Source organism: Gordonia aichiensis NBRC 108223, from assembly GCF_000332975.1.
In the GTDB taxonomy this organism is placed as follows: domain Bacteria; phylum Actinomycetota; class Actinomycetes; order Mycobacteriales; family Mycobacteriaceae; genus Gordonia; species Gordonia aichiensis.
Map to the genome: position 1 here is coordinate 43,761 of NZ_BANR01000027.1, position 20,381 is coordinate 64,141.

18 protein-coding genes are annotated in these 20,381 nt (G+C 66.2%); 17 read left to right on the forward strand and 1 reads right to left on the reverse strand.

The genetic code is table 11. The annotated features are described in order from the left end of the window. Nucleotides 1-36: 36 nt before the first annotated feature. The 3 genes from rpmI to GOACH_RS19800 are packed head-to-tail and all read left to right on the forward strand — an operon-like array spanning nt 37 to nt 1,482. Complete coding sequence (rpmI, locus tag GOACH_RS19790) at nt 37-231, forward strand: 50S ribosomal protein L35 (RefSeq protein WP_005178720.1); 195 nt, start codon at nt 37-39, stop codon at nt 229-231. 40 nt (nt 232-271) lie between these two features. Beyond that, complete coding sequence (gene rplT / locus GOACH_RS19795; RefSeq protein ID WP_005178731.1) at nt 272-652, forward strand: 50S ribosomal protein L20; 381 nt, start codon at nt 272-274, stop codon at nt 650-652. Between the two features lie 29 nt (nt 653-681). Then, nucleotides 682-1,482 (forward strand): TrmH family RNA methyltransferase, encoded by an 801-nt coding sequence (locus GOACH_RS19800; protein ID WP_005178735.1) that lies wholly within the window; start codon nt 682-684, stop codon nt 1,480-1,482. Nucleotides 1,483-1,494: 12 nt separating this feature from the next. On the opposite strand, the gene GOACH_RS19805 is transcribed toward GOACH_RS19800, so the two are convergent. After that, nucleotides 1,495-1,953 carry an SRPBCC family protein gene (locus GOACH_RS19805; RefSeq protein ID WP_005178736.1) on the reverse strand — a complete coding sequence of 153 codons (459 nt, stop codon included), beginning with the start codon at nt 1,951-1,953 and terminating at the stop codon, nt 1,495-1,497. A gap of 242 nt (nt 1,954-2,195) precedes the next feature. Here GOACH_RS19805 and GOACH_RS19810 point away from each other — a divergent pair, with 242 nt between their 5' ends. The 14 genes from GOACH_RS19810 to tyrS all read left to right on the forward strand — a co-directional run bounded on the left by GOACH_RS19810 (nt 2,196) and on the right by tyrS (nt 20,067). Then, the gene (locus GOACH_RS19810) at nt 2,196-2,564 is read left to right on the forward strand and encodes a DUF488 domain-containing protein (protein WP_005178737.1); all 369 of its coding nucleotides are present in this window, start codon (nt 2,196-2,198) and stop codon (nt 2,562-2,564) included. Between the two features lie 181 nt (nt 2,565-2,745). Continuing rightward, a complete protein-coding gene (gene pheS, locus GOACH_RS19815; protein ID WP_005178738.1) occupies nt 2,746-3,807 on the forward strand; it encodes a phenylalanine--tRNA ligase subunit alpha in 1,062 nt (353 codons plus the stop codon). Nucleotides 3,808-3,861: 54 nt separating this feature from the next. Next, the gene (gene pheT, locus GOACH_RS19820; protein WP_005178739.1) at nt 3,862-6,336 is read left to right on the forward strand and encodes a phenylalanine--tRNA ligase subunit beta; all 2,475 of its coding nucleotides are present in this window, start codon (nt 3,862-3,864) and stop codon (nt 6,334-6,336) included. Between the two features lie 117 nt (nt 6,337-6,453). Continuing rightward, entirely contained in the window at nt 6,454-7,491 is a 1,038-nt protein-coding gene (gene argC, locus GOACH_RS19825) for an N-acetyl-gamma-glutamyl-phosphate reductase (RefSeq protein ID WP_005178741.1), read from the forward strand. A gap of 77 nt (nt 7,492-7,568) precedes the next feature. Beyond that, nucleotides 7,569-8,789: a bifunctional glutamate N-acetyltransferase/amino-acid acetyltransferase ArgJ gene (argJ, locus tag GOACH_RS19830; protein WP_040519249.1), complete on the forward strand. Its 1,221-nt coding sequence runs from the start codon at nt 7,569-7,571 to the stop codon at nt 8,787-8,789. Then, nucleotides 8,786-9,748, forward strand: coding sequence for an acetylglutamate kinase (argB, locus tag GOACH_RS19835; RefSeq protein ID WP_005178751.1), 963 nt, complete (start codon nt 8,786-8,788; stop codon nt 9,746-9,748). The genes argJ and argB overlap by 4 nt, the downstream gene beginning before the upstream one ends. Then, entirely contained in the window at nt 9,745-10,932 is a 1,188-nt protein-coding gene (locus GOACH_RS19840) for an acetylornithine transaminase (protein WP_040519251.1), read from the forward strand. The genes argB and GOACH_RS19840 overlap by 4 nt, the downstream gene beginning before the upstream one ends. Then, nucleotides 10,929-11,852: an ornithine carbamoyltransferase gene (gene argF, locus GOACH_RS19845; protein WP_005178756.1), complete on the forward strand. Its 924-nt coding sequence runs from the start codon at nt 10,929-10,931 to the stop codon at nt 11,850-11,852. Before GOACH_RS19840 ends, argF begins: the two co-directional genes overlap by 4 nt. A gap of 47 nt (nt 11,853-11,899) precedes the next feature. After that, the gene (locus GOACH_RS19850) at nt 11,900-12,397 is read left to right on the forward strand and encodes an arginine repressor (protein WP_005178760.1); all 498 of its coding nucleotides are present in this window, start codon (nt 11,900-11,902) and stop codon (nt 12,395-12,397) included. Nucleotides 12,398-12,546: 149 nt separating this feature from the next. Further along, entirely contained in the window at nt 12,547-13,749 is a 1,203-nt protein-coding gene (locus GOACH_RS19855) for an argininosuccinate synthase (protein WP_005178774.1), read from the forward strand. Continuing rightward, nucleotides 13,742-15,196: an argininosuccinate lyase gene (gene argH, locus GOACH_RS19860; protein WP_005178777.1), complete on the forward strand. Its 1,455-nt coding sequence runs from the start codon at nt 13,742-13,744 to the stop codon at nt 15,194-15,196. The genes GOACH_RS19855 and argH overlap by 8 nt, the downstream gene beginning before the upstream one ends. 103 nt (nt 15,197-15,299) lie before the next feature. Continuing rightward, nucleotides 15,300-18,353 (forward strand): AMP-binding protein, encoded by a 3,054-nt coding sequence (locus tag GOACH_RS19865; RefSeq protein WP_005178786.1) that lies wholly within the window; start codon nt 15,300-15,302, stop codon nt 18,351-18,353. A gap of 108 nt (nt 18,354-18,461) precedes the next feature. Then, nucleotides 18,462-18,674, forward strand: coding sequence for a Trm112 family protein (locus GOACH_RS19870; protein WP_005178789.1), 213 nt, complete (start codon nt 18,462-18,464; stop codon nt 18,672-18,674). A gap of 91 nt (nt 18,675-18,765) precedes the next feature. Then, complete coding sequence (gene tyrS, locus GOACH_RS19875) at nt 18,766-20,067, forward strand: tyrosine--tRNA ligase (RefSeq protein WP_005178791.1); 1,302 nt, start codon at nt 18,766-18,768, stop codon at nt 20,065-20,067. Nucleotides 20,068-20,381 lie beyond the last annotated feature (314 nt).

A 20,381-nucleotide genomic window follows, 5' to 3' on the forward strand; every position in this document is an offset into this window, starting at 1 on the left:
GTGTGGTTGCTGTTCGCTCGAATGAAGGAACACAACATGCCGAAGAGCAAGACCCACAAGGGCACAGCCAAGCGCTTCAAGGTGACCGGTAGCGGCAAGATCGTCCGCCAGAAGGCCAACCGTCGCCACCTGCTCGAGCACAAGTCCTCGCGCCGTACCCGCCGTCTCGACGGCGTCGCCGTGGTGAGCGAGAACGACGCACCGCGTATCAAGCGACTGCTCAACCGCTGACGCACCCGACCACCACATCTGACGAACAAGAGGAACTGACATGGCACGCGTGAAAAGGGCTGTCAACGCCCAGAAGAAGCGTCGTTCGACGCTGGAGGCCTCCAAGGGATACCGCGGGCAGCGCTCGCGCCTGTACCGCAAGGCCAAGGAGCAGCAGCTCCACTCGATGACTTACGCCTACCGGGACCGCCGCGCCCGCAAGGGTGAGTTCCGCAAGTTGTGGATCGCGCGTATCAACGCCGCGGCCCGCGCCAACGACATCACCTACAACCGCTTTATTCAGGGCCTCAAGGCCGCGGGTGTCGAGGTCGACCGCAAGGTGCTCGCCGACATCGCCGTCACCGACCCCGAGGCCTTCACCGGCCTGGTCGAGGTGGCCCGCAAGGCGCTGCCCGCCGACGTCAACGCCCCCGCGGCCTGACGACGACCAGACATACGAGCCGACCCGCGGTGGACGTTCTGACCGAGCGCTCATCGCGGGTCGTGTCGTATGCAAAACTTCATCGGGCCTCGGTGCGACGTGCCGAAGGGCGCTTCCTGGTCGAGGGCGCCAATTCGGTTGTCGCTGCGCTGGATACGGGTCGGGCGCAGGTAGTGCTGGTGCGGGGGTCGGACGCCGGCAGGCACCAGGAGATCATCGAACGCGCGACGCGTGCGGGCATCGAACTCGTCGAGCTGTCCGATCGAGCTGCCGACAAGCTTTCCGAGACGACCACGACGCCAGGAATCTTCGCGGTCTGCTCGCTGCTCGACGCCTCAGTGGACGACGTGTTGGCGACCCGACCTCGACTTCTCGCTGTCGCCGTCGAACCACGGGAGCCCGGCAACGCAGGCACACTGATCCGCACCGCCGATGCGATGGGCGCGGATGCCGTTGTGCTGCTAGGTGATTCGGTGGATCCACACAACGGAAAGTGTGTACGTTCGTCCGCGGGGAGTGTGTTTCATCTACCACTCGTGCGGGAACGGTCGGTCGCAGACGGCCTGGCCACGCTCTCCGCGGCCGGGATCACCGTGCTTGCGACCGCCGCGGACGCTGAGGTGTCACTGGATGCCGCGGGGGAGTTGCTCACCCGACCGACGGCATGGCTGTTCGGTAATGAGGCCCACGGCTTGCCCGCCGAGGTGCTCGGTGCCGCCGACCATCGAGTGTCGATCCCGATCCATGGTCGCGCCGAGAGTTTGAACCTCGCTGCTGCGGCAGCGATCTGCCTGTATCAAAGTGCGGTGGCGCAGCAGACGGGCACGTAGACGGCGTCCGGATCAGGCCTCGGCAACCTCTTTGATACGAGCGAGAGTGGCGGGTATGCCCGCGGCGGCAGCAGACAGTCGGATCGTCATCTGAGTGTTTGCATCGTCGCCGAACTTCTGGCGGAAGAACGTTTCGCCCGTCTCGGGAAACGCGGTGTATTCGGTCAGCCTGGTGACGTTCTCTCCGGCCGCCTCGAGTCGATAACCCCACCGGACCCCGCCCGATCCGACGGTCCATTCGAAGCGTGCCCCGGGCTCGTCCACGGTCACGGTCGAGACAGTCGACCACTCGCGCACCGGTGTCCGGTTGTGCCCGGTGAACGTCGCGCCTGCGCCGCGTGCCGAACTGTCCCAGTCGCAGGCGTGGCACTGTTCGCTCCATTCGCCGGTACGCGTGACGTCGCTGACCAGCGCGTACACATCGTCCACACGACGCTCGATCACGACGGAGTCTTCCACGGTGTATCGCACGGAAGACGAGTCTACGACCCGACGTCGCACGGCGCGTCGACATGCGCGGGCGGGGCTTCTGTGCCGTGGCCGCTGCGCGACACGCATCCCGCCTTGCGTCCGGCGCGCAGCCGTGGGGTGACGGCGCTGCGGTGTGTGCTCGTGGTCGGTGCACACTGGACACGGGCCGGGATCGCGGCACGAGAGACATAACGGTGGCCGCTACGTGCCTTCGACCCTGCGCCGGGAAGGACTGTTCGACGATGACCGCTGACGACGTCCGGGTAGCTCGCGTCTACGACGATCCCGACACCACCGAGGGCGCCCGTGTACTGGTCGACCGCTTGTGGCCGCGGGGGATGAGCAAGGAGCGCGCACACCTCGACCTCTGGCTCAAGGACGTGGCGCCCTCCACCGGACTCCGCCGCTGGTATCACCACGACCCGTCGAAGTACGACGAGTTTGCCAGCCGGTACCGTGCCGAACTCGACGACCGGGATCACGCTCGGGCACTGCACGAACTCCGCGAACTGATGGCGAAGGGGCCGCTGACACTGCTGACCGCATCCAGACGTGCCGACATCAGCGAGGCGGCAGTGCTCCGCGACGTTCTGCTCGGATCGTCGGGATGACACTTATCCGCAGGCGAGGTGTTCGTGGGGGCGTCGGGGCGTCGGGCGAGGTGGGTCGACTAATCTCGATGTGAGGTCTCACGGCCACCGACCGGCAAATCGCTCCATGGTTACGTCGCGATCGGGATGGCCGAAAAGACTGCAGCCATCCGAATCCGCACGCATTAGGAGACCGCCGCCCGTGGCCAGCTCTGCCGACGATCAAGCGCAGCCAACGTTCCCGAGCATCGAGGAACTCGATTCGGCGGCCGAGGCCGCTGCTGCGGCGTTCGGTGCAGCTGCTGACCTCGACGCCCTCGCGATCGCCAAGACCGAGCATCTCGGCGATCGCTCGCCGATCGCGCTCGCCCGTCGCGCGCTCGGTTCGCTGCCCAAGGACCAGCGCTCGGAGGCGGGCAAGCTCGTCAACCAGGTTCGCGCGAGGGCGGCCGAGGCTCTCGACAACCGTACGGCGGTGTTGAAGGCCGAGCGCGATGCCGCCGTCCTCGTCTCCGAGTCCGTTGACGTCACGCTCCCGAGTCGACGACGCCCCGCCGGCGCTCGCCACCCCATCACGGTGATCTCCGAACAGGTTGCCGACGTCTTCGTCGGGATGGGCTGGGAGATCGCAGAGGGACCCGAGGTCGAGACCGAGCACTACAACTTCGACGCCCTGAACTTCCTGCCCGATCATCCCGCGCGTTCGATGCAGGACACCTTCTACATCGCACCGGAGGGCTCCCGTCAGGTGCTTCGTACGCACACCTCGCCGGTGCAGGTGCGTTCGATGCTGTCGCGGGATCTCCCCATCTACGTCGCATGTCCGGGCAGAACGTTCCGCACAGACGAACTCGACGCCACACACACGCCGGTGTTCCATCAGATCGAGGGACTCGCGGTCGACAAGGGACTCACGATGGCGCACCTGCGCGGCACGCTCGAGGCGTTCGCCCGTGCGCTGTTCGGCCCGGAGACGACGACCCGCATGCGTGCCAGCTACTTCCCGTTCACCGAACCGTCGGCCGAGGTCGACGTGTGGTTCCCCGCCAAGAAGGGCGGAGCGGGCTGGGTTGAATGGGGTGGCTGCGGCATGGTCAACCCGAATGTATTGCGCGCCAGCGGGATCGACCCGGATGTCTATTCGGGATTCGCGTTCGGAATGGGACTCGAGCGCACGCTGCAGTTCCGCAACGATATCCCGGACATGCGCGACATGGTGGAGGGCGACGTCCGTTTCACCCTTCCATTCGGCCCGGCGGCCTGAGTTCCGCCCGCAGACGACCGCACCGATTCACCGATGAAAGAAGCTGATTGACCGATGCGTGCACCACAGTCCTGGTACACCGAGGTACTCCGCGCAGGCGACCCGACATGGTCGGCGACCACCGAAGAGATCGACGCGGGTTTTGTCCGTGTCGGGTTCGAGATCGAAGACATCGAGCCCTTCCCGGAGATCACCGGACCGCTGGTGATCGGGCGTGTGGAGCAGATCGAAGAACTGACCGGATTCAAGAAGCCGATCCGGTTCTGCCAGGTCGAGGTAGGGGAGTCGGAACCACGCGGAATCGTTTGTGGTGCGCGTAACTTCGGCACCGGCGATCTCATCGTCGCCGCGCTTCCCGGCGCCGTGCTGCCAGGCCCGTTCGAGATCGCCTCACGAAAGACCTACGGGCACATCTCCGACGGCATGATCTGCTCGGTGTCCGAGCTCGGCATCGGGTCCGACCACAGCGGCATTCTCGTCCTCGCTCCAGGCACAGCGGAGCCCGGTGCCGATGCCCGCGAGGTTCTCGGTCTCGACGACGCCGCAATCGACGTCAACGTGACCCCCGACCGCGGCTACGCGTTCTCCATCCGCGGACTCGGTCGGGAGCTGGCAGGCAGCTTCAGCGTGCCGTTCGTCGACCCGGGAACCTCCGTCGAAACGATCTCGGTCTCGAACGGCCAACCGTGGCCCGTCGCCATCGAGGCGGACACCGGCGCGACCCGGTACACCGCGCGACTCATCGAGGGCGTTAATTCGGGCGCCGTCTCGCCATGGTGGATGCAGAAGCGACTCATGGTCGCCGGAGTTCGCCCGATCTCGGCGATCGTCGACGTCACCAACTACGTGATGCTCGAAGTGGGCCAACCACTGCATGCCTTCGACGCCGACAAGCTCTCCGGGACCATCACGGTGCGCAACGCCAGGTCGGGAGAGAAGCTGACGACGCTCGACGGTGTCGTCCGCGAGCTCGATCCGGAGGACGTGGTCATCGCCGATGACAGCGGCCCCGTTGCATTGGCGGGCGTGATGGGGGGCGAGTCCACGGAGGTCGGCCCGGACACCACGCGTGTTCTGCTGGAGGCGGCGACCTTCGACCCGGTCCGTGTCTTCCGTACCGGCAAGCGCCACAAACTCACCTCGGAGGCAAGCAAGCGTTTCGAGCGCATCGTCGACCCCGAGATCACAGCGGCGGGATCCGATCGCGGAACAGCGCTGATCGTCGAGTTGGCCGGTGGCGCGATCGCCTCACCGCTGTCCGAGGAACGGATCCGCGTCCCGGCGGCTGCGCCCATCACGATCGCGGCCGACGAGCCCGACCGCACCGCCGGGGTCGAATATCCGGAGGGCACAACCGCCGCCCGACTGGTCGAGGTCGGGTGCACCGTCGCCGGGACCGACCCACTGGCCGTGACGCCGCCCTCGTGGCGTCCGGATCTACGTCAGCGTGCCGATCTGGTCGAAGAGGTCCTGCGTCTCGAAGGACTCGAGGACATTCCGGCTGTCCTGCCGTCGGCTCCCGGTGGGCGTGGCCTGACGCCGACCCAGCGGCGCCGCCGCAGCATCGGCCGCACCCTGGCGCTCGACGGATACGTCGAGGTGCTGCCGTTCCCCTTCATGCCCGCAGGGGTGTTCGACGTCTGGGATCTGCCCTCTGACGACCCCCGCCGGCGCACGGTGAAGGTCCTCAATCCACTCGAGTCCGATCGGCCGGAGCTCAACACGACACTGCTGCCGGGACTGTTGGAGATGGTTGCGCGCAACATCTCACGTGGACGCCGCGACCTGTCGCTGTATGCCATCGGACAGGTGGTGCTCGCCACCGATCAGATGCACCCGGTGGCCGAACTCGACGTCACCCGGCGCCCCACGGCGGAGGAGATCGCCGAACTCGACGACTCACTGCCCGTGCAGCCGCTCCATGTGGCGGTGGCACTGACCGGTGTGCGTGATCCTGCGGGTCCCTGGGGTCCCGCGCGCCGGGCCGACTACCTTGACGCGTTCGAGGCAGCGCGCGAGATCGGGGTAGCGGCCGGGGTCAATGTCACCCTCGTTGCCGACGCGTACGCCCCGTGGCATCCCGGGCGGTGTGCCGCGGTGGTCGTCGACGGTCGAGTCGTCGGACATGCCGGCGAGCTGCATCCCGCGGTGCTCGAGCGTGCGGATCTGCCCCCGCGCGTCTGCGCCGTCGAGATCGACGTCGACGCGCTTCCGCTCGATTCCCGCCTGCCTGCACCGCACATCTCGGTGTTCCCCGCCGTGCTGCAAGACGTCGCGGTAGTCGTGTCCGACGATGTTCCGGCCGCCGATGTCGAGGCGCTCCTCCGCGAGGGAGCAGGCGAACTCCTCGACTCCATCGAGCTGTTCGACGTGTTCACCGGGGATCAGGTCGGAACCGGACACAAGTCGCTGACCTTCGCGCTCACGTTCCGGGCCGACGACAGGACCCTGACCGAAGACGAGGCGACGGAAGCGAAGATGGCAGCTGTCTCCCGGGCGGCCGACGGCGTCGGAGCGCGTCTTCGCTAGCAGAGCAGCATTCCGGATCTCGTAGGGTCGGCGCCGTCGAGCGGTGCGTGCAAGGATGAGGACGGCGCCTACTGGGCGGTCCTGTATTGATTTGCGTCGCCGTGCATAATGATGTGTATGACGATCAAGGTGGCAGTCGCTGGTGCAAGCGGCTACGCGGGTGGGGAAGTGCTTCGGCTCCTGTGCGGACATCCCCGCCTGCGATCGGGTGAACTGGAGATCGGTGCCCTGACTGCCGGAGGCAATGCCGGAACGACGCTCGGCTCTCATCACCCCAACCTGCTGCCGCTCGCCGAGCGTGAACTCCTGGAGACGACGCCCGAGACCCTCGCCGGCCACGACGTGGTCTTTCTCGCTCTGCCGCACGGGACGTCTGCACAGATCGCTGACGCACTTCCGCCGACGACGTTGATCGTCGATTGCGGTGCAGACTTCCGGCTGCGCGACGCCGATGACTGGGCGGCGTACTACGGCGGCGATCACGCGGGAACCTGGCCGTACGGCCTTCCCGAGATCCCGGGAAACCGCGACGTGCTTCGCGACGCGAGTCGAATCGCTGTGCCCGGATGCTATCCGACGGTGTCGATTCTCTCGTTGCTTCCCGCGTTGGCCGCAGGACTCGTTGAGCCCCAGGTGACCGTCGTCGCGGTGAGCGGGACGTCGGGTGCCGGGCGTGCGGCCAAGGTCGACCTGCTCGCGTCGGAGGTGATCGGTTCCGCGCGTGCATACGGGGTCGGGGGGGCGCACCGGCACACCCCGGAGATCGCGCAGGCGCTCTCGGAGGCCGCGGACCAGCCGGTGGCGGTGTCGTTCACGCCGGTACTCGTCCCGATGTCACGGGGGATTCTCGCAACCTGCACGGCACGCACCACCGCATCGGCCGCAGATGTTCGCGCGGTGTACGAGAAGGCATACGCAGACGAACAATTCGTCTATCTGCTGCCCGAGGGGCGGCTCCCGGCAACCGGCTCGGTGATGGGCTCGAATGCCGTGCAGCTCGCGGTCACCGTCGATGAGCGAGCGGGCACGCTCGTGGCGGTCGGCGCGATCGACAACCTCGCCAAGGGCACCGGCGGCGCAGCGGTCCAGTCGATGAATCTCGCACTCGACTGGGACGAGGCTGAAGGACTGAGCACAGTGGGAGTCGCACCGTGAGCACGAACAGCACGTCGAACAGCAACTCGACCAACGACGAGTCGGCCGACACCACTTCCGCCGACACAGACGACCGGATCACAGGTGGCGCTCCCGCAACGGGGCCTCGACTCGTCCGCAATCAGGGTGTGACGGCGCCGCTCGGCTTTCGTGCGGCGGGAATCGCCGCCGGTATCAAGGCATCCGGAGCGCCCGACCTCGCGCTCGTCTTCAACGAGGGGCCCGACTACGCGGCCGCCGGTGTCTTCACCCGCAACCAGGTGAAAGCCGCGCCGGTGCTCTGGAGCAAGCAGGTTCTCACCACCGGCAGGCTCCGTGCGGTGATCCTCAACTCCGGTGGCGCGAATGCCTGCACAGGCCCGCTCGGCTTCCAGGACACGCACACGACGGCGGAGGCTGTCGCGGAGGCGCTGAGTAACTGGGGAACCGAAACCGGAGCGGTTGAGGTCGCGGTGTGCTCGACCGGACTCATCGGCGACCGCCTGCCGATGGACAGAATCCTCGCGGGCGTGACGGAGATCGTCCAGGACATGGGCGGCGGTCTCTCGGGTGGGACCGACGCCGCGTACGCGATCATGACGACCGACACTGTTCCGAAGCAGGTTGCGCTGCATCACCCGCAGGGCTGGAATATCGGTGGAATGGCCAAGGGGGCGGGCATGATGGCACCGTCGCTGGCAACGATGCTGTGTGTGCTCACCACCGACGCTCGCGCGAGCGCGGAGCAACTCGACCTCGCGTTACGGCGCGCGTCGTCGACAACCTTCGACAGACTCGACATCGATGGCTCCACATCCACCAACGACACCGTGCTGCTGCTCAGCTCGGGCGCCAGCCAGATCCCGGTCGACCAGGCCGAACTCGACGCAGCGGTACTCGCCGTCTGCGACGATCTCGCCGCCCAGCTGATGGCCGACGCCGAGGGGGTCACCAAACGGATCGTCATCACCGTGACGGGCGCAGCAACGGAAGACGACGCCATCGCCGTCGCCAGGACGATCGCCCGTGACAGCCTCGTCAAGACGGCGCTCTTCGGGTCGGACCCCAACTGGGGCCGCGTGCTCGCGGCAACCGGAATCGCGCCGGTCACCATCGACCCGGATCGGATCGCCGTCTCGTTCAACGGTAAAGCCGTGTGCGTCAACGGAACCGGTGTCGACGGTGCGCGCGACGTCGACTTGTCGGGCCCCGACGTCGCGGTCCTCGTGGACCTGGGCTTGGGCGTCGAGAGTGGGAGTATCCGGACCACCGACCTCTCGCATGCCTATGTCGAAGAGAACTCGGCGTACTCGTCATGACCGCGACAGACATCACCGGTTCAGGCGGCACGATCAGCAGCGACGGCTCGCTCGACGGTAGTCAGAGGGCTGCAGTTCTCGCCGAGACGCTACCGGCGTTGCAGGAATTGCACGGGGCGACCGTGGTCGTGAAGTACGGCGGCAACGCGATGATCGACGACGAACTCAAACGAGCCTTCGCCGCCGACATCGTGTATCTCCGGGCCTGCGGGATGCACCCCATCGTGGTTCATGGTGGGGGACCGCAGATCTCAGCGATGCTGTCCCGTCTCGGGCTCTCGGGTGAGTTCCGCGGCGGGTTCCGGGTGACCACACCGGAGGTCATGGAGGTGGCCCGTATGGTGCTGTTCGGTCAGGTCGGTCGTGAGCTGGTCGGGTTGATCAACGCGCATGGCCCCTACGCCGTCGGCCTCACCGGTGAGGATGCACAGCTGTTCACCGCGACAAGGCGCACCGTGCTCGTCGACGGTGTCGCCACAGACATCGGGTTGGTCGGTGACATCACCGCGGTCAACACCTCCGTGATCGGAGATCTCGTCGGTGCCGGGCGCATTCCGGTCGTCTCGACGATCGCGCCGGACCGCGACGGTGTCGTGCACAACATCAACGCCGACACGGCAGCAGGTGCACTCGCCGAGGCGCTGGGCGCCACGCGTCTCGTCATGCTCACCGATGTCGAGGGTCTCTACACCGACTGGCCCGACCGCTCGTCGCTCGTGTCGCAGATCTCGACCGATGCACTGGCGCAGCTACTTCCGGGTCTCGACGCCGGGATGGTGCCCAAGATGGAGGCGTGCCTGCGCGCGGTCGAGGGCGGCGTCGCAGGCGCCCACGTGATCGACGGTCGGGTGCCGCACGCCGTGTTGGCGCAGTTGCTGACAGCCACCGGCACCGGCACGACTGTCGTCGCGGCCGAGAACCTTTCTCCCACACCCAGAGACGGAGCGTGCCCCTCATGACCGCACCTTGGCAGGAGCGGTGGTCGGCCGCCCTCATGAAGAACTACGGCACCCCGCCGATCGCCCTCACCAAGGGCGAGGGCGTGTATGTCTGGGATGCCGACGGCAACCGTTATCTCGATCTGCTCGGCGGCATCGCAGTCAACGCGCTGGGCCATGCGCATCCGGCGATTGTCGCCGCTGTGACAGAACAACTCCAGACACTCGGCCACGTATCGAACCTGTACATCAATCCGCGGGTCGTCGAACTCGCCGAACGTCTGCTCGACAAGTTCGGGCAGCAGGGTCGCGTGTTCTTCTGTAACTCCGGCACCGAGGCCAATGAGGCCGCGTTCAAACTTGCCCGACGGACCGGCCGGCCGCAGATCGTGGCCGCCGACAAGGCATTTCACGGACGCACGATGGGTGCGCTCGCGATGACCGGCCAGCCTGCCAAGCGCGAACCCTTCGAGCCGATGCCAGCCGGCGTCGATTTCGTTCCCTATGGCGACCGCGACGCGCTCACCGCGGCCGTGTCCGCCGAGACCGCTGCGGTGATTCTCGAGCCGATGCTCGGCGAAGCAGGCGTGGTGGTACCGCCGGCCGACTATCTCGCGCATGCACGCTCCCTCACCGCCGAGCACGGCGCCCTGCTGATTCTCGACGAGGTACAGACCGGGATCGGACGTACCGGAACATTTTTCGCACATCAGGCCGCCGGGATCGTGCCCGACGTGATGACGCTCGCCAAGGGGCTCGGCGGCGGGTTGCCGATCGGTGCATGCATCGCCACCGGTCCCGCTGCCGAACTGTTCACCGCCGGGCAGCACGGCACGACGTTCGGCGGCAATCCGGTCTCGGCCGCCGCGGCGCTCGCGGTGCTCGCGGAAATCGACAACGGCGACATCGTCGAACATGTCGCCGCCGTGGGGAAGTCGATCGCAACAGGTATCGAGGAGCTCGGGCATCCGTTGGTCTCGCATGTTCGCGGGGCGGGGCTGCTCCTCGGAGTCGTTCTCACCGAGCCGGTGTCGGCGAAGGTCGAGGCTGCTGCGCGCGACAAGGGGTACTTGATCAACGCGCCCGCACCGGATGTCCTGCGGCTCGCACCGCCGCTGATCATCACCGAGGACCAGGCACGCGATTTCGTGGACGTACTACCCGACATCCTCGACGCCGCAACAGACGAGAGCAGTACACAGTGACACGACATTTCCTTCGCGACGACGACCTCACCCCCGACGAGCAGGCCGAGGTATTGGCCCTCGCTGCCGAGGTCAAACGTCAGCCGTTCGCGTATCGGCCTCTCGAGGGGCCGCGGGGCGTCGGCGTGATCTTCGACAAGAACTCCACCAGGACACGCTTCTCATTCGAGATGGGCATCGCACAGATGGGTGGGCACGCGGTCGTCGTCGACGGGCGCACCACGCAGCTCGGACGCGACGAGTCGCTCGAGGACACCGGTCGCGTGCTGTCGCGGTTCGTCGAGGCAGTGGTGTGGCGGACTTTCGGGCAGGATCGTCTCGAGGCGATGGCGTCGACGGCGACGATCCCGATCGTCAACGCGCTCTCGGACCTGTTCCATCCGTGTCAGGTGCTCGCCGACCTGCAGACGATCATTGAGCGCAAAGGCCGGACCGCGGGGCTGCGGATGACCTATCTCGGTGACGGTGCCAACAACATGGCGCACTCGTTGGCGCTCGGCGGTGTAACCGCGGGCATGCATGTGACGATCAGCGCGCCCGATGGTTTCGCCCCCGACCCGATCGTGATCGCCGACGCCGAGAAGCGAGCAGCGATGACCGGGGGATCGGTACGCGTCGAATCCGACCCGAAAGCGGCATCGCGCGGTGCGGACGTGCTGGTCACCGACACCTGGGTGTCGATGGGACAGGAGGACGACGGTAAGGACCGTCGTGCGCCGTTCCGGCCCTATCAGATCAACTCCGACCTCCTCGCCTCGGCGGACGTCGACGCGGTCGTCCTGCACTGCCTGCCGGCCCACCGTGGCGATGAGATCACCGACGACGTGATCGACGGCCCAGCAAGCGCGGTGCTCGACGAGGCGGAGAACCGTCTGCATGCACAGAAGGCGTTGCTCATCTGGCTGCTGGGGCAGAAGTGACGAGCAGCGCTGAATCAGACAGCGTCGAGTCAGGCGGTGCAGCACGGATGGCCGACCACTCCGAGAACCGACTCGCGAGCACCAGGGCGGGGCGCCACGCACTCATTGTCGAAGTCCTCGGGTCGCATCAGGTGCGGTCGCAGTCGGAGTTGCAGCAATTGCTTGCCGACCGGGGAGTCGACGCCACGCAGGCGACGCTCTCGCGTGATCTCGACGAACTCGGTGCCGTCAAGTTGCGCGCGGCCGATGGCGGCGTCGGTGTGTACGTCGTCCCCGAGGACGGTGCGCCCGTCCGCGGGGTCTTCGGTGGCACGGCCCGGCTGTCGCGCCTGCTCAGCGAGCTACTGGTGTCGACCGATGCCAGCGGGAATCTCGCAGTGCTGCGCACCCCGCCCGGCGCCGCCCACTATCTCGCCAGCGCCATCGACCGGGCCAGCCTGCCGGATGTGGTCGGCACGATCGCCGGCGACGACACCATCTTCGTGTGTGCTCGGGCCCCGATCGACGGGGCCGAGGTCGCACGACGAATCGAGGGCCTCGTGTGACACCACCTTCCTGATGGCCGGCAGCCCGCAGCATGATCAGGACGCGCATGAGGCCCGTACCCGAAACCACAATCAGACCCCAGCCCGATCGCATCGGGCACGACATCCGATGATGGATGTCGAACCACGACATAGGAGCAGACACCACCATGGCGGAACGCGTCGTACTTGCATACTCCGGCGGCCTCGACACCTCGGTTGCCATCAGTTGGATCGGCAAGGAGACCGGTAAGGAGGTCGTCGCGGTGGCGCTCGACCTCGGACAGGGCGGCGAGGACATGGAGGTGGTCCGCCAGCGTGCGCTCGATTGCGGCGCCGTCGAGGCAGTGCTCGTCGATGCGCGCGACGAGTTCGCCGACGACTACTGCCTGCCGGCGATCACCTCGAACGCCCTCTACATGGACCGTTATCCGCTGGTGTCGGCCCTGTCGCGACCGTTGATCGCCAAGCATCTCGTCACCGCGGCACGCGATCACGGCGGCACCGTCGTCGCACACGGCTGCACGGGTAAGGGGAACGATCAGGTCCGTTTCGAGGTCGGTTTCGCCTCGCTGGCCCCCGATCTCGAGGTGATCGCCCCGGTGCGTGACTACGCGTGGACCCGGGAGAAGGCGATCTCCTTCGCCGAGGAGAACGACATCCCGATCAACGTGACCAAGAAGTCGCCGTTCTCGATCGACCAGAACGTCTGGGGTCGTGCGGTGGAGACAGGCTTCCTCGAGGACCTGTGGAACGCGCCCACCAAGGACGTCTACAGCTACACCGAGGATCCGACGGTCAACTGGAACTCGCCCGACGAGGTCATCATCACGTTCGACAAGGGGCGCCCGATCGCGATCGACGGCAGGCCGGTCAGCGTCCTCGGTGCGATCGAGGAACTCAATCGGCGTGCGGGTGCGCAGGGCGTCGGTCGCCTCGACGTCGTCGAGGACCGTCTCGTCGGCATCAAGAGTCGCGAGATCTATGAGGCACCGGGTGCGATGGTGCTGATCACCGCGCACGAGGAGCTCGAGCACGTCACCTTGGAGCGCGAACTCGGACGCTTCAAGCGGCGCACCGACCGCGAGTGGGCGGAGCTCGTGTACGACGGACTCTGGTTCTCGCCGCTCAAGCGCTCGCTCGACGCGTTCGTCGACTCCACACAGGAGCATGTCTCCGGCGATATCAGACTTGTCCTGCACGGCGGACACATCTCGGTCAACGGTCGACGCAGCGGCGAGTCGCTCTACGACTTCAATCTCGCCACCTACGACGAGGGTGACAGCTTCGACCAGTCGGCGGCGCGTGGATTCGTTGAGCTGCACGGACTTTCGTCGAAGATCGCGGCGAAGCGGGACCTGCTCGGTGAGTGATCGGGGCGACGCGGCCGCGGGCACGACCAACCAGGGATCGCTCTGGGGTGGCCGATTCGCATCGGGCCCCGCCGACGCGATGGCCGCGCTGAGCAAGTCGACGCAGTTCGACTGGGTGCTCGCACCGTTCGACATCCAGGCGTCAAAGGCCCACGCGCGGGTGTTGAATCGCGCTGGTCTGCTCTCCGACGGCGATCTGGCCGCCATGCTCGTCGGTCTCGACCAGCTCGCGAGCGATGTCGCGGACGGCAGTTTCGTGGCAGCGGATTCCGACGAGGACGTGCACGGTGCGCTCGAGCGTGGACTCATCGAGCGTGTTGGCGCTGATCTCGGCGGCAGACTGCGTGCAGGACGGTCGCGAAACGATCAGGTAGCGACTCTGTTCCGCATGTGGTTACGCGCAGCGATGCGCTCGGTCGCATCGGGTGTGCTCGACGTCGTCGAGGCGTTGGTGGCTCAGGCTCGTGCACACCCCGACGCCGTGATGCCGGGAAAGACGCATCTGCAGGCCGCGCAGCCCGTACTGCTGGCGCACCATCTGCTCGCGCATGCGCAGCCGCTGATCCGCGACATCGATCGTCTTGCCGATGCAGATCGTCGAACAGCGGTGTCGCCGTACGGCTCCGGCGCGTTGGCGGGATCGTCACTCGGCCTCGACCCCGAAGCGATCGCAGCCGACCTCGGGTTCGCTGCGGCTGCCGAGAACTCGATCGACGCGACGTCGGCCCGCGACTTCGCGGCGGAGGCGTCGTTCGTCTTCGCGATGATCGCGGTCGATCTGTCGCGCCTCGCGGAGGAGGTGATCCTCTGGAGCACAGCCGAATTCGGCTACGTGACACTCGCCGACGCATGGTCGACCGGCAGCTCGATCATGCCGCAGAAGAAGAATCCCGACGTGGCGGAACTCACGCGCGGCAAGGCGGGCAGACTGATCGGTGACCTGACCGGTCTACTCGCGACGTTGAAGGCTCAGCCGCTCGCATACAATCGCGACCTGCAGGAAGACAAGGAGCCGGTGTTCGACGCCGTCGCCCAACTCGAACTGCTGCTACCCGCGATCGCGGGAATGGTCGGCACACTCTCGTTCCACGAGGGACGGATGGCCGAACTCGCTCCCGCAGGATTCACGCTTGCCACCGATATCGCCGAATGGCTTGTACGCCAGGGTGTTCCGTTTCGGGTGGCACATGAGGTCGCGGGGGCATGTGTGCGCGAAGCGGAAAAGCGCGGAGTCGGTCTCGATGAGCTCGACGACGCCACGTTCGCCTCGATCGACCCTGCCCTGACACCGGGGGTGCGCGAGGTGCTCACGGTCCGCGGATCGATCGAGTCGCGTGATGCTCACGGTGGAACCGCCCCGTCGCAGGTACGGCGGCAGCTCGACGTCCTCGATCGCGACCTCCCGACGCTGCGTTCACGATGGTCGGTGACTTCGCCCTCACAGTAACCCGGCGAGATCCCGGGGTCACCTCACCCCGTGTACGGTGCGAGGTGACCCGGCTGGGTAAAGTGATGCAGATCACCATGTGGTGTGGGGAGGAGCGTGGTCGATGGCCGGAGGCGGCATTCCCGACGTGAAGGCGTTCGCGGAGCGGATCCTCGCGACAGCCCAGAACGGGCTGGAGGTGCTGCGCTACGGCGGTTTGCAGACCGGCACCGAGCCTGCGCCGTTCACGGTAGTCGAGACCACACGGATGTTCCGGTTGCGGCGCTACTTCCCGGATACCCCCGCGACCGGGCCGAACATCGTGCTGATTCCGCCGATGATGGTGTCTGCGAACGTCTACGACGTCACCGAGCACAACGGGGCGGTGTCGGTGTTGCATCGCAACGGCATCACCCCCTGGGTCGTCGACTTCGGTTCTCCCGACCACGAAGAGGGCGGGATGGAGCGGAATCTCGCGGACCATGTGGTTGCGGTGAGCGCGGCAATCGACTGGATCATCGAGTCCACCGGCCGCGACGTCCACGTAGCAGGCTATTCGCAGGGTGGCATGTTCGCCTACCAGGCGGCCGCGTACCGACGGTCCCGTGGCGTTGCCAGTGTCGTCACGTTTGGCAGTCCCGTGGATGTCCTCGCGGCGCTGCCGCTCGGACTCCCCGCCGCACTGGCGGCGCCGGGTGCAGAAGTGCTGGCGGACAAGGTGTTCACGCATCTGTGGGTGCCGAGCTGGTTGGCTCGTCTTGGTTTCCAGTTACTCGATCCGGTGAAGACGGCGCGGAGCCGCCTGGACTTCTTGCGTCAGCTCCACGATCGCGATGCGCTTCTGCCACGCGAGGATCAACGACGGTTTCTCGAGGCCGAGGGATGGGTTGCGTGGTCGGGTCCTGCGATCGCGGAACTCCTGCGGCAGTTCGTCGCGCACAATCGCATGGTCTCGGGCGGGTTCGTCGTCAACGGCGAGTTGGTGACCCTCGCCGAGATCACCGCGCCGGTTCTCGGGTTCGTCGGTGAGGTCGACGATATCGGGCAGCCGATCGCGATCCGCGGCATCGTGCGGGCCGCGCCACGGGCCAGCGTGTTCGAATCACGAATGCCGGTAGGACATTTCGGACTCGTCGTCGGCAGCACGTCGGGGACGCGCACGTGGCCGACGACCGCAGCGTGGATCAACTGGCAGGAAGGACTCGGGCCCGAGCCCGAACAGATCGAGCCGATGGAGGCTCCCGTGGACGGCCGGGGCACCGGCGTCGGATTGTTGTCGCGGATCACGCACGGCATCAGTTCGGTGGCCGATGCTGGCGCCGAGGCGTCGCGTGACCTGCTCGACAAGGCGGGCGCGGTGCAACGAACATCGATCGCAGTCGCCCAGGAGTCGGTGCGCACTGTGCCCCGTCTCTTCCGGCTCGGTCAGATCCAGTCGGGCACCCGTATCTCGCTGGGCAAGCTGATGTCGGAGAACACCGACTGGGGCAGCGACCGCGAGGTGTTCTTGTTCGAGAACCGCGTGCTCACGCACTCGCAGGTCGACACCCGGATCAACAACGTCGTGGCAGGTCTCGTGCAGTGCGGAATCCGCCCGGGTGAACACATCGGCGTGTTGATGGATACCAGGCCGAGCGCATTGGTGGCCGTCGCGGCACTGTCCCGACTCGGTGCCGTCGCTGTGCTGCTCTCAGGGGAAGGCGACGTGGGGGAGATGCTCCGCCTCGCAGGGGCAGCCGTCGTCATCTGTGATCCCGTTCACCTCGACGCCGCAGTTGCCCACAGCGATCGGGTGCTCGTCCTCGGAGGCGGAAGCGGTACAGCGCGCGAGATCGACCGCGCTGACGGCAGCACCATCATCGACATGGAGCAGATCGACCCAGACGTCGTGCAGATGCCGGCGTGGTACCGACCGGATCCCGGCCTCGCGGGCGACCTGGCGTTCATCCTGTTCACCCGCTCGCGCGGAAAGTTGGCCGTGTGGCCGGTGACCAATCACCGCTTCGCGATGTCGGCGTTCGGAGCGGCGTCGGCTGCAGGCCTGACCGACCGCGACACCGTGTACTGCATCCCGCCGCTACACCACGCCTCCGGATTGCTGACCACGCTCGGGGCAACGGCGGTCGGACGGTCGCGTATCGCGTTGTCCAACGGTGTCGACCCGGAGAACTTCGTCACCGAGGTTCATCGGTATGGCGTCACGGTGGTTTCCTACACCTGGTCCATGTTGCGGGAAATACTGTACGACAAGAGTTTTGAGATCAACGAGCACAATCCTATCCGGTTGTTCATGGGGTCCGGCCTACCCGCTGGCCTGTGGGACGAGATCGGTGAGCGCTTCCCGCGTGCCCGCGTCCTCGAGTTCTTCGCCACCGCGGACGGATCGGCGATTCTCGCCAACGTCGCGGCCGACAAGGTCGGTTCGATGGGTCGAGCGCTCCCGGAGACCAACGAGGTCGCGATCGCGGCATACGACGTCGAGGCCGAGCGCCTCGTCGTAGGCGAGAACGGTTTCGTGGAGCGTGCAGAGCAGGGCGAGGTGGGGTTGCTGCTCGCACGTTCACGGCACCGATTCGACACCACTGCGACGGTCCTGCGTGACGTCTTCGCTCCCAAGGACCGTTGGGAGGTCTCGGGGCATCTCTTCTATCGCGACTCCGGAGACGACCTGTGGTTCATGGGTTCGGTCGACACCGTGGCGCATTCACTCGAAGGCCCCGTGTATCTGCCCCCGATCGAGCAGTTGCTCTCCCGTGTGCCCGGTGTCGACCAGGTGGCCGCATACCGGTTGGGACAACCAGGCAAGCAGATTGTCGTCGCCGCGCTGACGATGCGCACTGACGTCGACGTCGATTCGCTGACCGTCACGCAACTTCGCCTCGGTCTCGGGTCACTTCCCGCGCATCGTCGTCCGCATCTGGTGTGGGTTGCCGACGAGATTCCGGTCTCGGAGTCCTACCGCCCGCAGGCCGGAGAGCTTGCGGCCCGCGGTGTACCGAAACCGGGTGCCAAGGTCTGGTATCGAGATCCCGAGGGGCGCTATCGCCGCTTCACCAGGACGGCGGCGGGGCGCGTGGACTGGTTGCCCGACTCCAGCGGCTCGTCACGTGACACCGCACTGCCTGCCGCGTCGCCGGCGAGTGGGCGAGGGGCACGAAGCGCATCCGGCACGCGGTGACGTCGTAGGTCTGCACGTGCAGACCACCTGCGGAGCAAGCCCGCGACCGCCGTTAGGCTGAAGTCGTGCCTCGGGCACGCCGCGTATTCGCCGAGAGGAAGCAGGGCAATGGGTTCTCGTGTGCAGTCACTGGATCCGATCGTTCGGGACCGGCTGGTGTGCCCGCAGGACCACGGCCCTCTGCTCGATGCGGGCGACGAGCTGTACAACCCTCGCCTGCGCGTCGCCTACCGCATCGACTCCGACGGCATTCCGGTCATGTTGGCCACCGAAGCACGGGCGGTCGACGATGCCGAGCACGAACGCCTGACATCTGCCTGATCACCAGGGGTCGGGTCTGATCACTAGGTCGGGTCTGATCACTAGGTCGGGTCTGCGACGACCCCGCACGGGTGGATGACAAGATCGATGTGTGAGCACACTGACCTCTGAAGACCGAATCGACGGTTCGGACATTCTCGACGATCTGCAGTGGCGAGGATTGATCGCACAGTCAACCGATATCGACGAACTGCGCGCTGCGATCGATGCGGGTCCGATCACCGTGTATGCGGGATTCGATCCGACGGCGTCGAGCCTGCACGCCGGACACCTGGTGCCGTTGTTGACGCTGCGTCGCTTTCAGCTCGCAGGTCACCGGCCCATCGCTCTTGCCGGCGGTGCCACCGGACTCATCGGCGACCCGCGCGACGTCGGTGAGCGGACCATGAACTCCGTCGACACCGTCGGCGGATGGACGGGACGCATCGGCGACCAGTTGGCCAGCTTCCTGCGATTCGACGACAGCCCGAACAGCGCGCTCCTCGCCAACAACATGGAGTGGACGGCGGGGCTCAGCGCGATCGAGTTCCTTCGCGACCTCGGTAAGCATTTCTCGGTCAACGTGATGCTCGCTCGAGAGACGGTTCGACGACGCCTCGAGTCCGATGGCATCAGCTACACCGAGTTCAGCTATCTGCTGCTGCAGTCCAACGACTACCTCGAACTGCACCGCAGGCACGGGTGTAGCCTGCAGATCGGCGGCTCGGATCAGTGGGGAAACATCGTCGGCGGTGTCGATCTCACTCGCCGAATCACCGGAAATACCGTGCACGCGCTGACGGTTCCGCTCGTGACCTCGTCGGATGGCAAGAAGTTCGGTAAGTCGACCGGCGGCGGCAGCCTCTGGCTCGACCCGGAACTCACCAGTCCCTACGCCTGGTACCAGTACTTCGTGAACACGTCCGACGCCGACGTCGTCCGCTACCTGAAGTGGTTCACGTTCTTGACGCGCGAGGAGATAGGCGAGTTGGAGCGTGCAACCGAAGAGACTCCGCATCTTCGGTTGGCGCAGAAACGCCTCGCAGCGGAGATGACGACACTCATCCACGGTGCAGCCAATACCCAGGCCGTGGAACTCGCCAGCCAGGCATTGTTCGGTCGCGCCGAACTGGCCGATCTCGATGAGTCGACGCTCGCCGCAGCACTGGGCGAGACGACGATCGCCGAATACAGCTCCGACGCACCGACTCTCGTCGGACTCCTGGTGGACAGCGGGCTCTCTGAAAGCAACAAAGCTGCACGGCGCGCGATCGGGGAAGGGGGTGCCTACGTCAACAACGCCAAGATCACCGATCCGGAGTGGACTCCAGGCACTTCCGACCTGCTCCACGGCCGTTGGCTGGTCATCCGACGCGGTAAGAAGAGCTTTGCCGGCGCCCGTTTAATGCTCTGACCAGGCGATTTGACGCTCTGTTCCCGTGTGTGTAACTTTCTTGTTGCACCGCAGCGAGCAAGACCCCGGGGCCGACACGGAATCGGGGAAACTGCAGTGTCTCAGGTGTGATAGCCTGGAACACCGGTGCGGCCAGAAACGAAAAGCCCGCAACACACAGTGTTGCGAACGCGAATCGGATCTGGTAGCCTGGAAGAGTTGCTCCGGAGACGGGGTCAACAAATCCAAACACCAGCTTACTAGAAAGCGCCTTGCCATGCGGGGTGGCGCTGGTGGGTGTGTGTTCTTTGAGAACTCGATAGTGTATTGACAAG

What these genes read in the sequence shown, in the direction of transcription:
- rpmI (WP_005178720.1), top strand. Translation starts at nt 37, where the DNA reads ATGCCGAAGAGCAAGACCCACAAGGGCACAGCCAAGCGCTTCAAGGTG.
- rplT (WP_005178731.1), top strand. Translation starts at nt 272, where the DNA reads ATGGCACGCGTGAAAAGGGCTGTCAACGCCCAGAAGAAGCGTCGTTCG.
- GOACH_RS19810 (WP_005178737.1), top strand. Translation starts at nt 2,196, where the DNA reads ATGACCGCTGACGACGTCCGGGTAGCTCGCGTCTACGACGATCCCGAC.
- pheT (WP_005178739.1), top strand. Translation starts at nt 3,862, where the DNA reads ATGCGTGCACCACAGTCCTGGTACACCGAGGTACTCCGCGCAGGCGAC.
- argC (WP_005178741.1), top strand. Translation starts at nt 6,454, where the DNA reads ATGACGATCAAGGTGGCAGTCGCTGGTGCAAGCGGCTACGCGGGTGGG.
- argB (WP_005178751.1), top strand. Translation starts at nt 8,786, where the DNA reads ATGACCGCGACAGACATCACCGGTTCAGGCGGCACGATCAGCAGCGAC.
- GOACH_RS19840 (WP_040519251.1), top strand. Translation starts at nt 9,745, where the DNA reads ATGACCGCACCTTGGCAGGAGCGGTGGTCGGCCGCCCTCATGAAGAAC.
- GOACH_RS19850 (WP_005178760.1), top strand. Translation starts at nt 11,900, where the DNA reads ATGGCCGACCACTCCGAGAACCGACTCGCGAGCACCAGGGCGGGGCGC.
- GOACH_RS19855 (WP_005178774.1), top strand. Translation starts at nt 12,547, where the DNA reads ATGGCGGAACGCGTCGTACTTGCATACTCCGGCGGCCTCGACACCTCG.
- GOACH_RS19865 (WP_005178786.1), top strand. Translation starts at nt 15,300, where the DNA reads ATGGCCGGAGGCGGCATTCCCGACGTGAAGGCGTTCGCGGAGCGGATC.
- GOACH_RS19870 (WP_005178789.1), top strand. Translation starts at nt 18,462, where the DNA reads ATGGGTTCTCGTGTGCAGTCACTGGATCCGATCGTTCGGGACCGGCTG.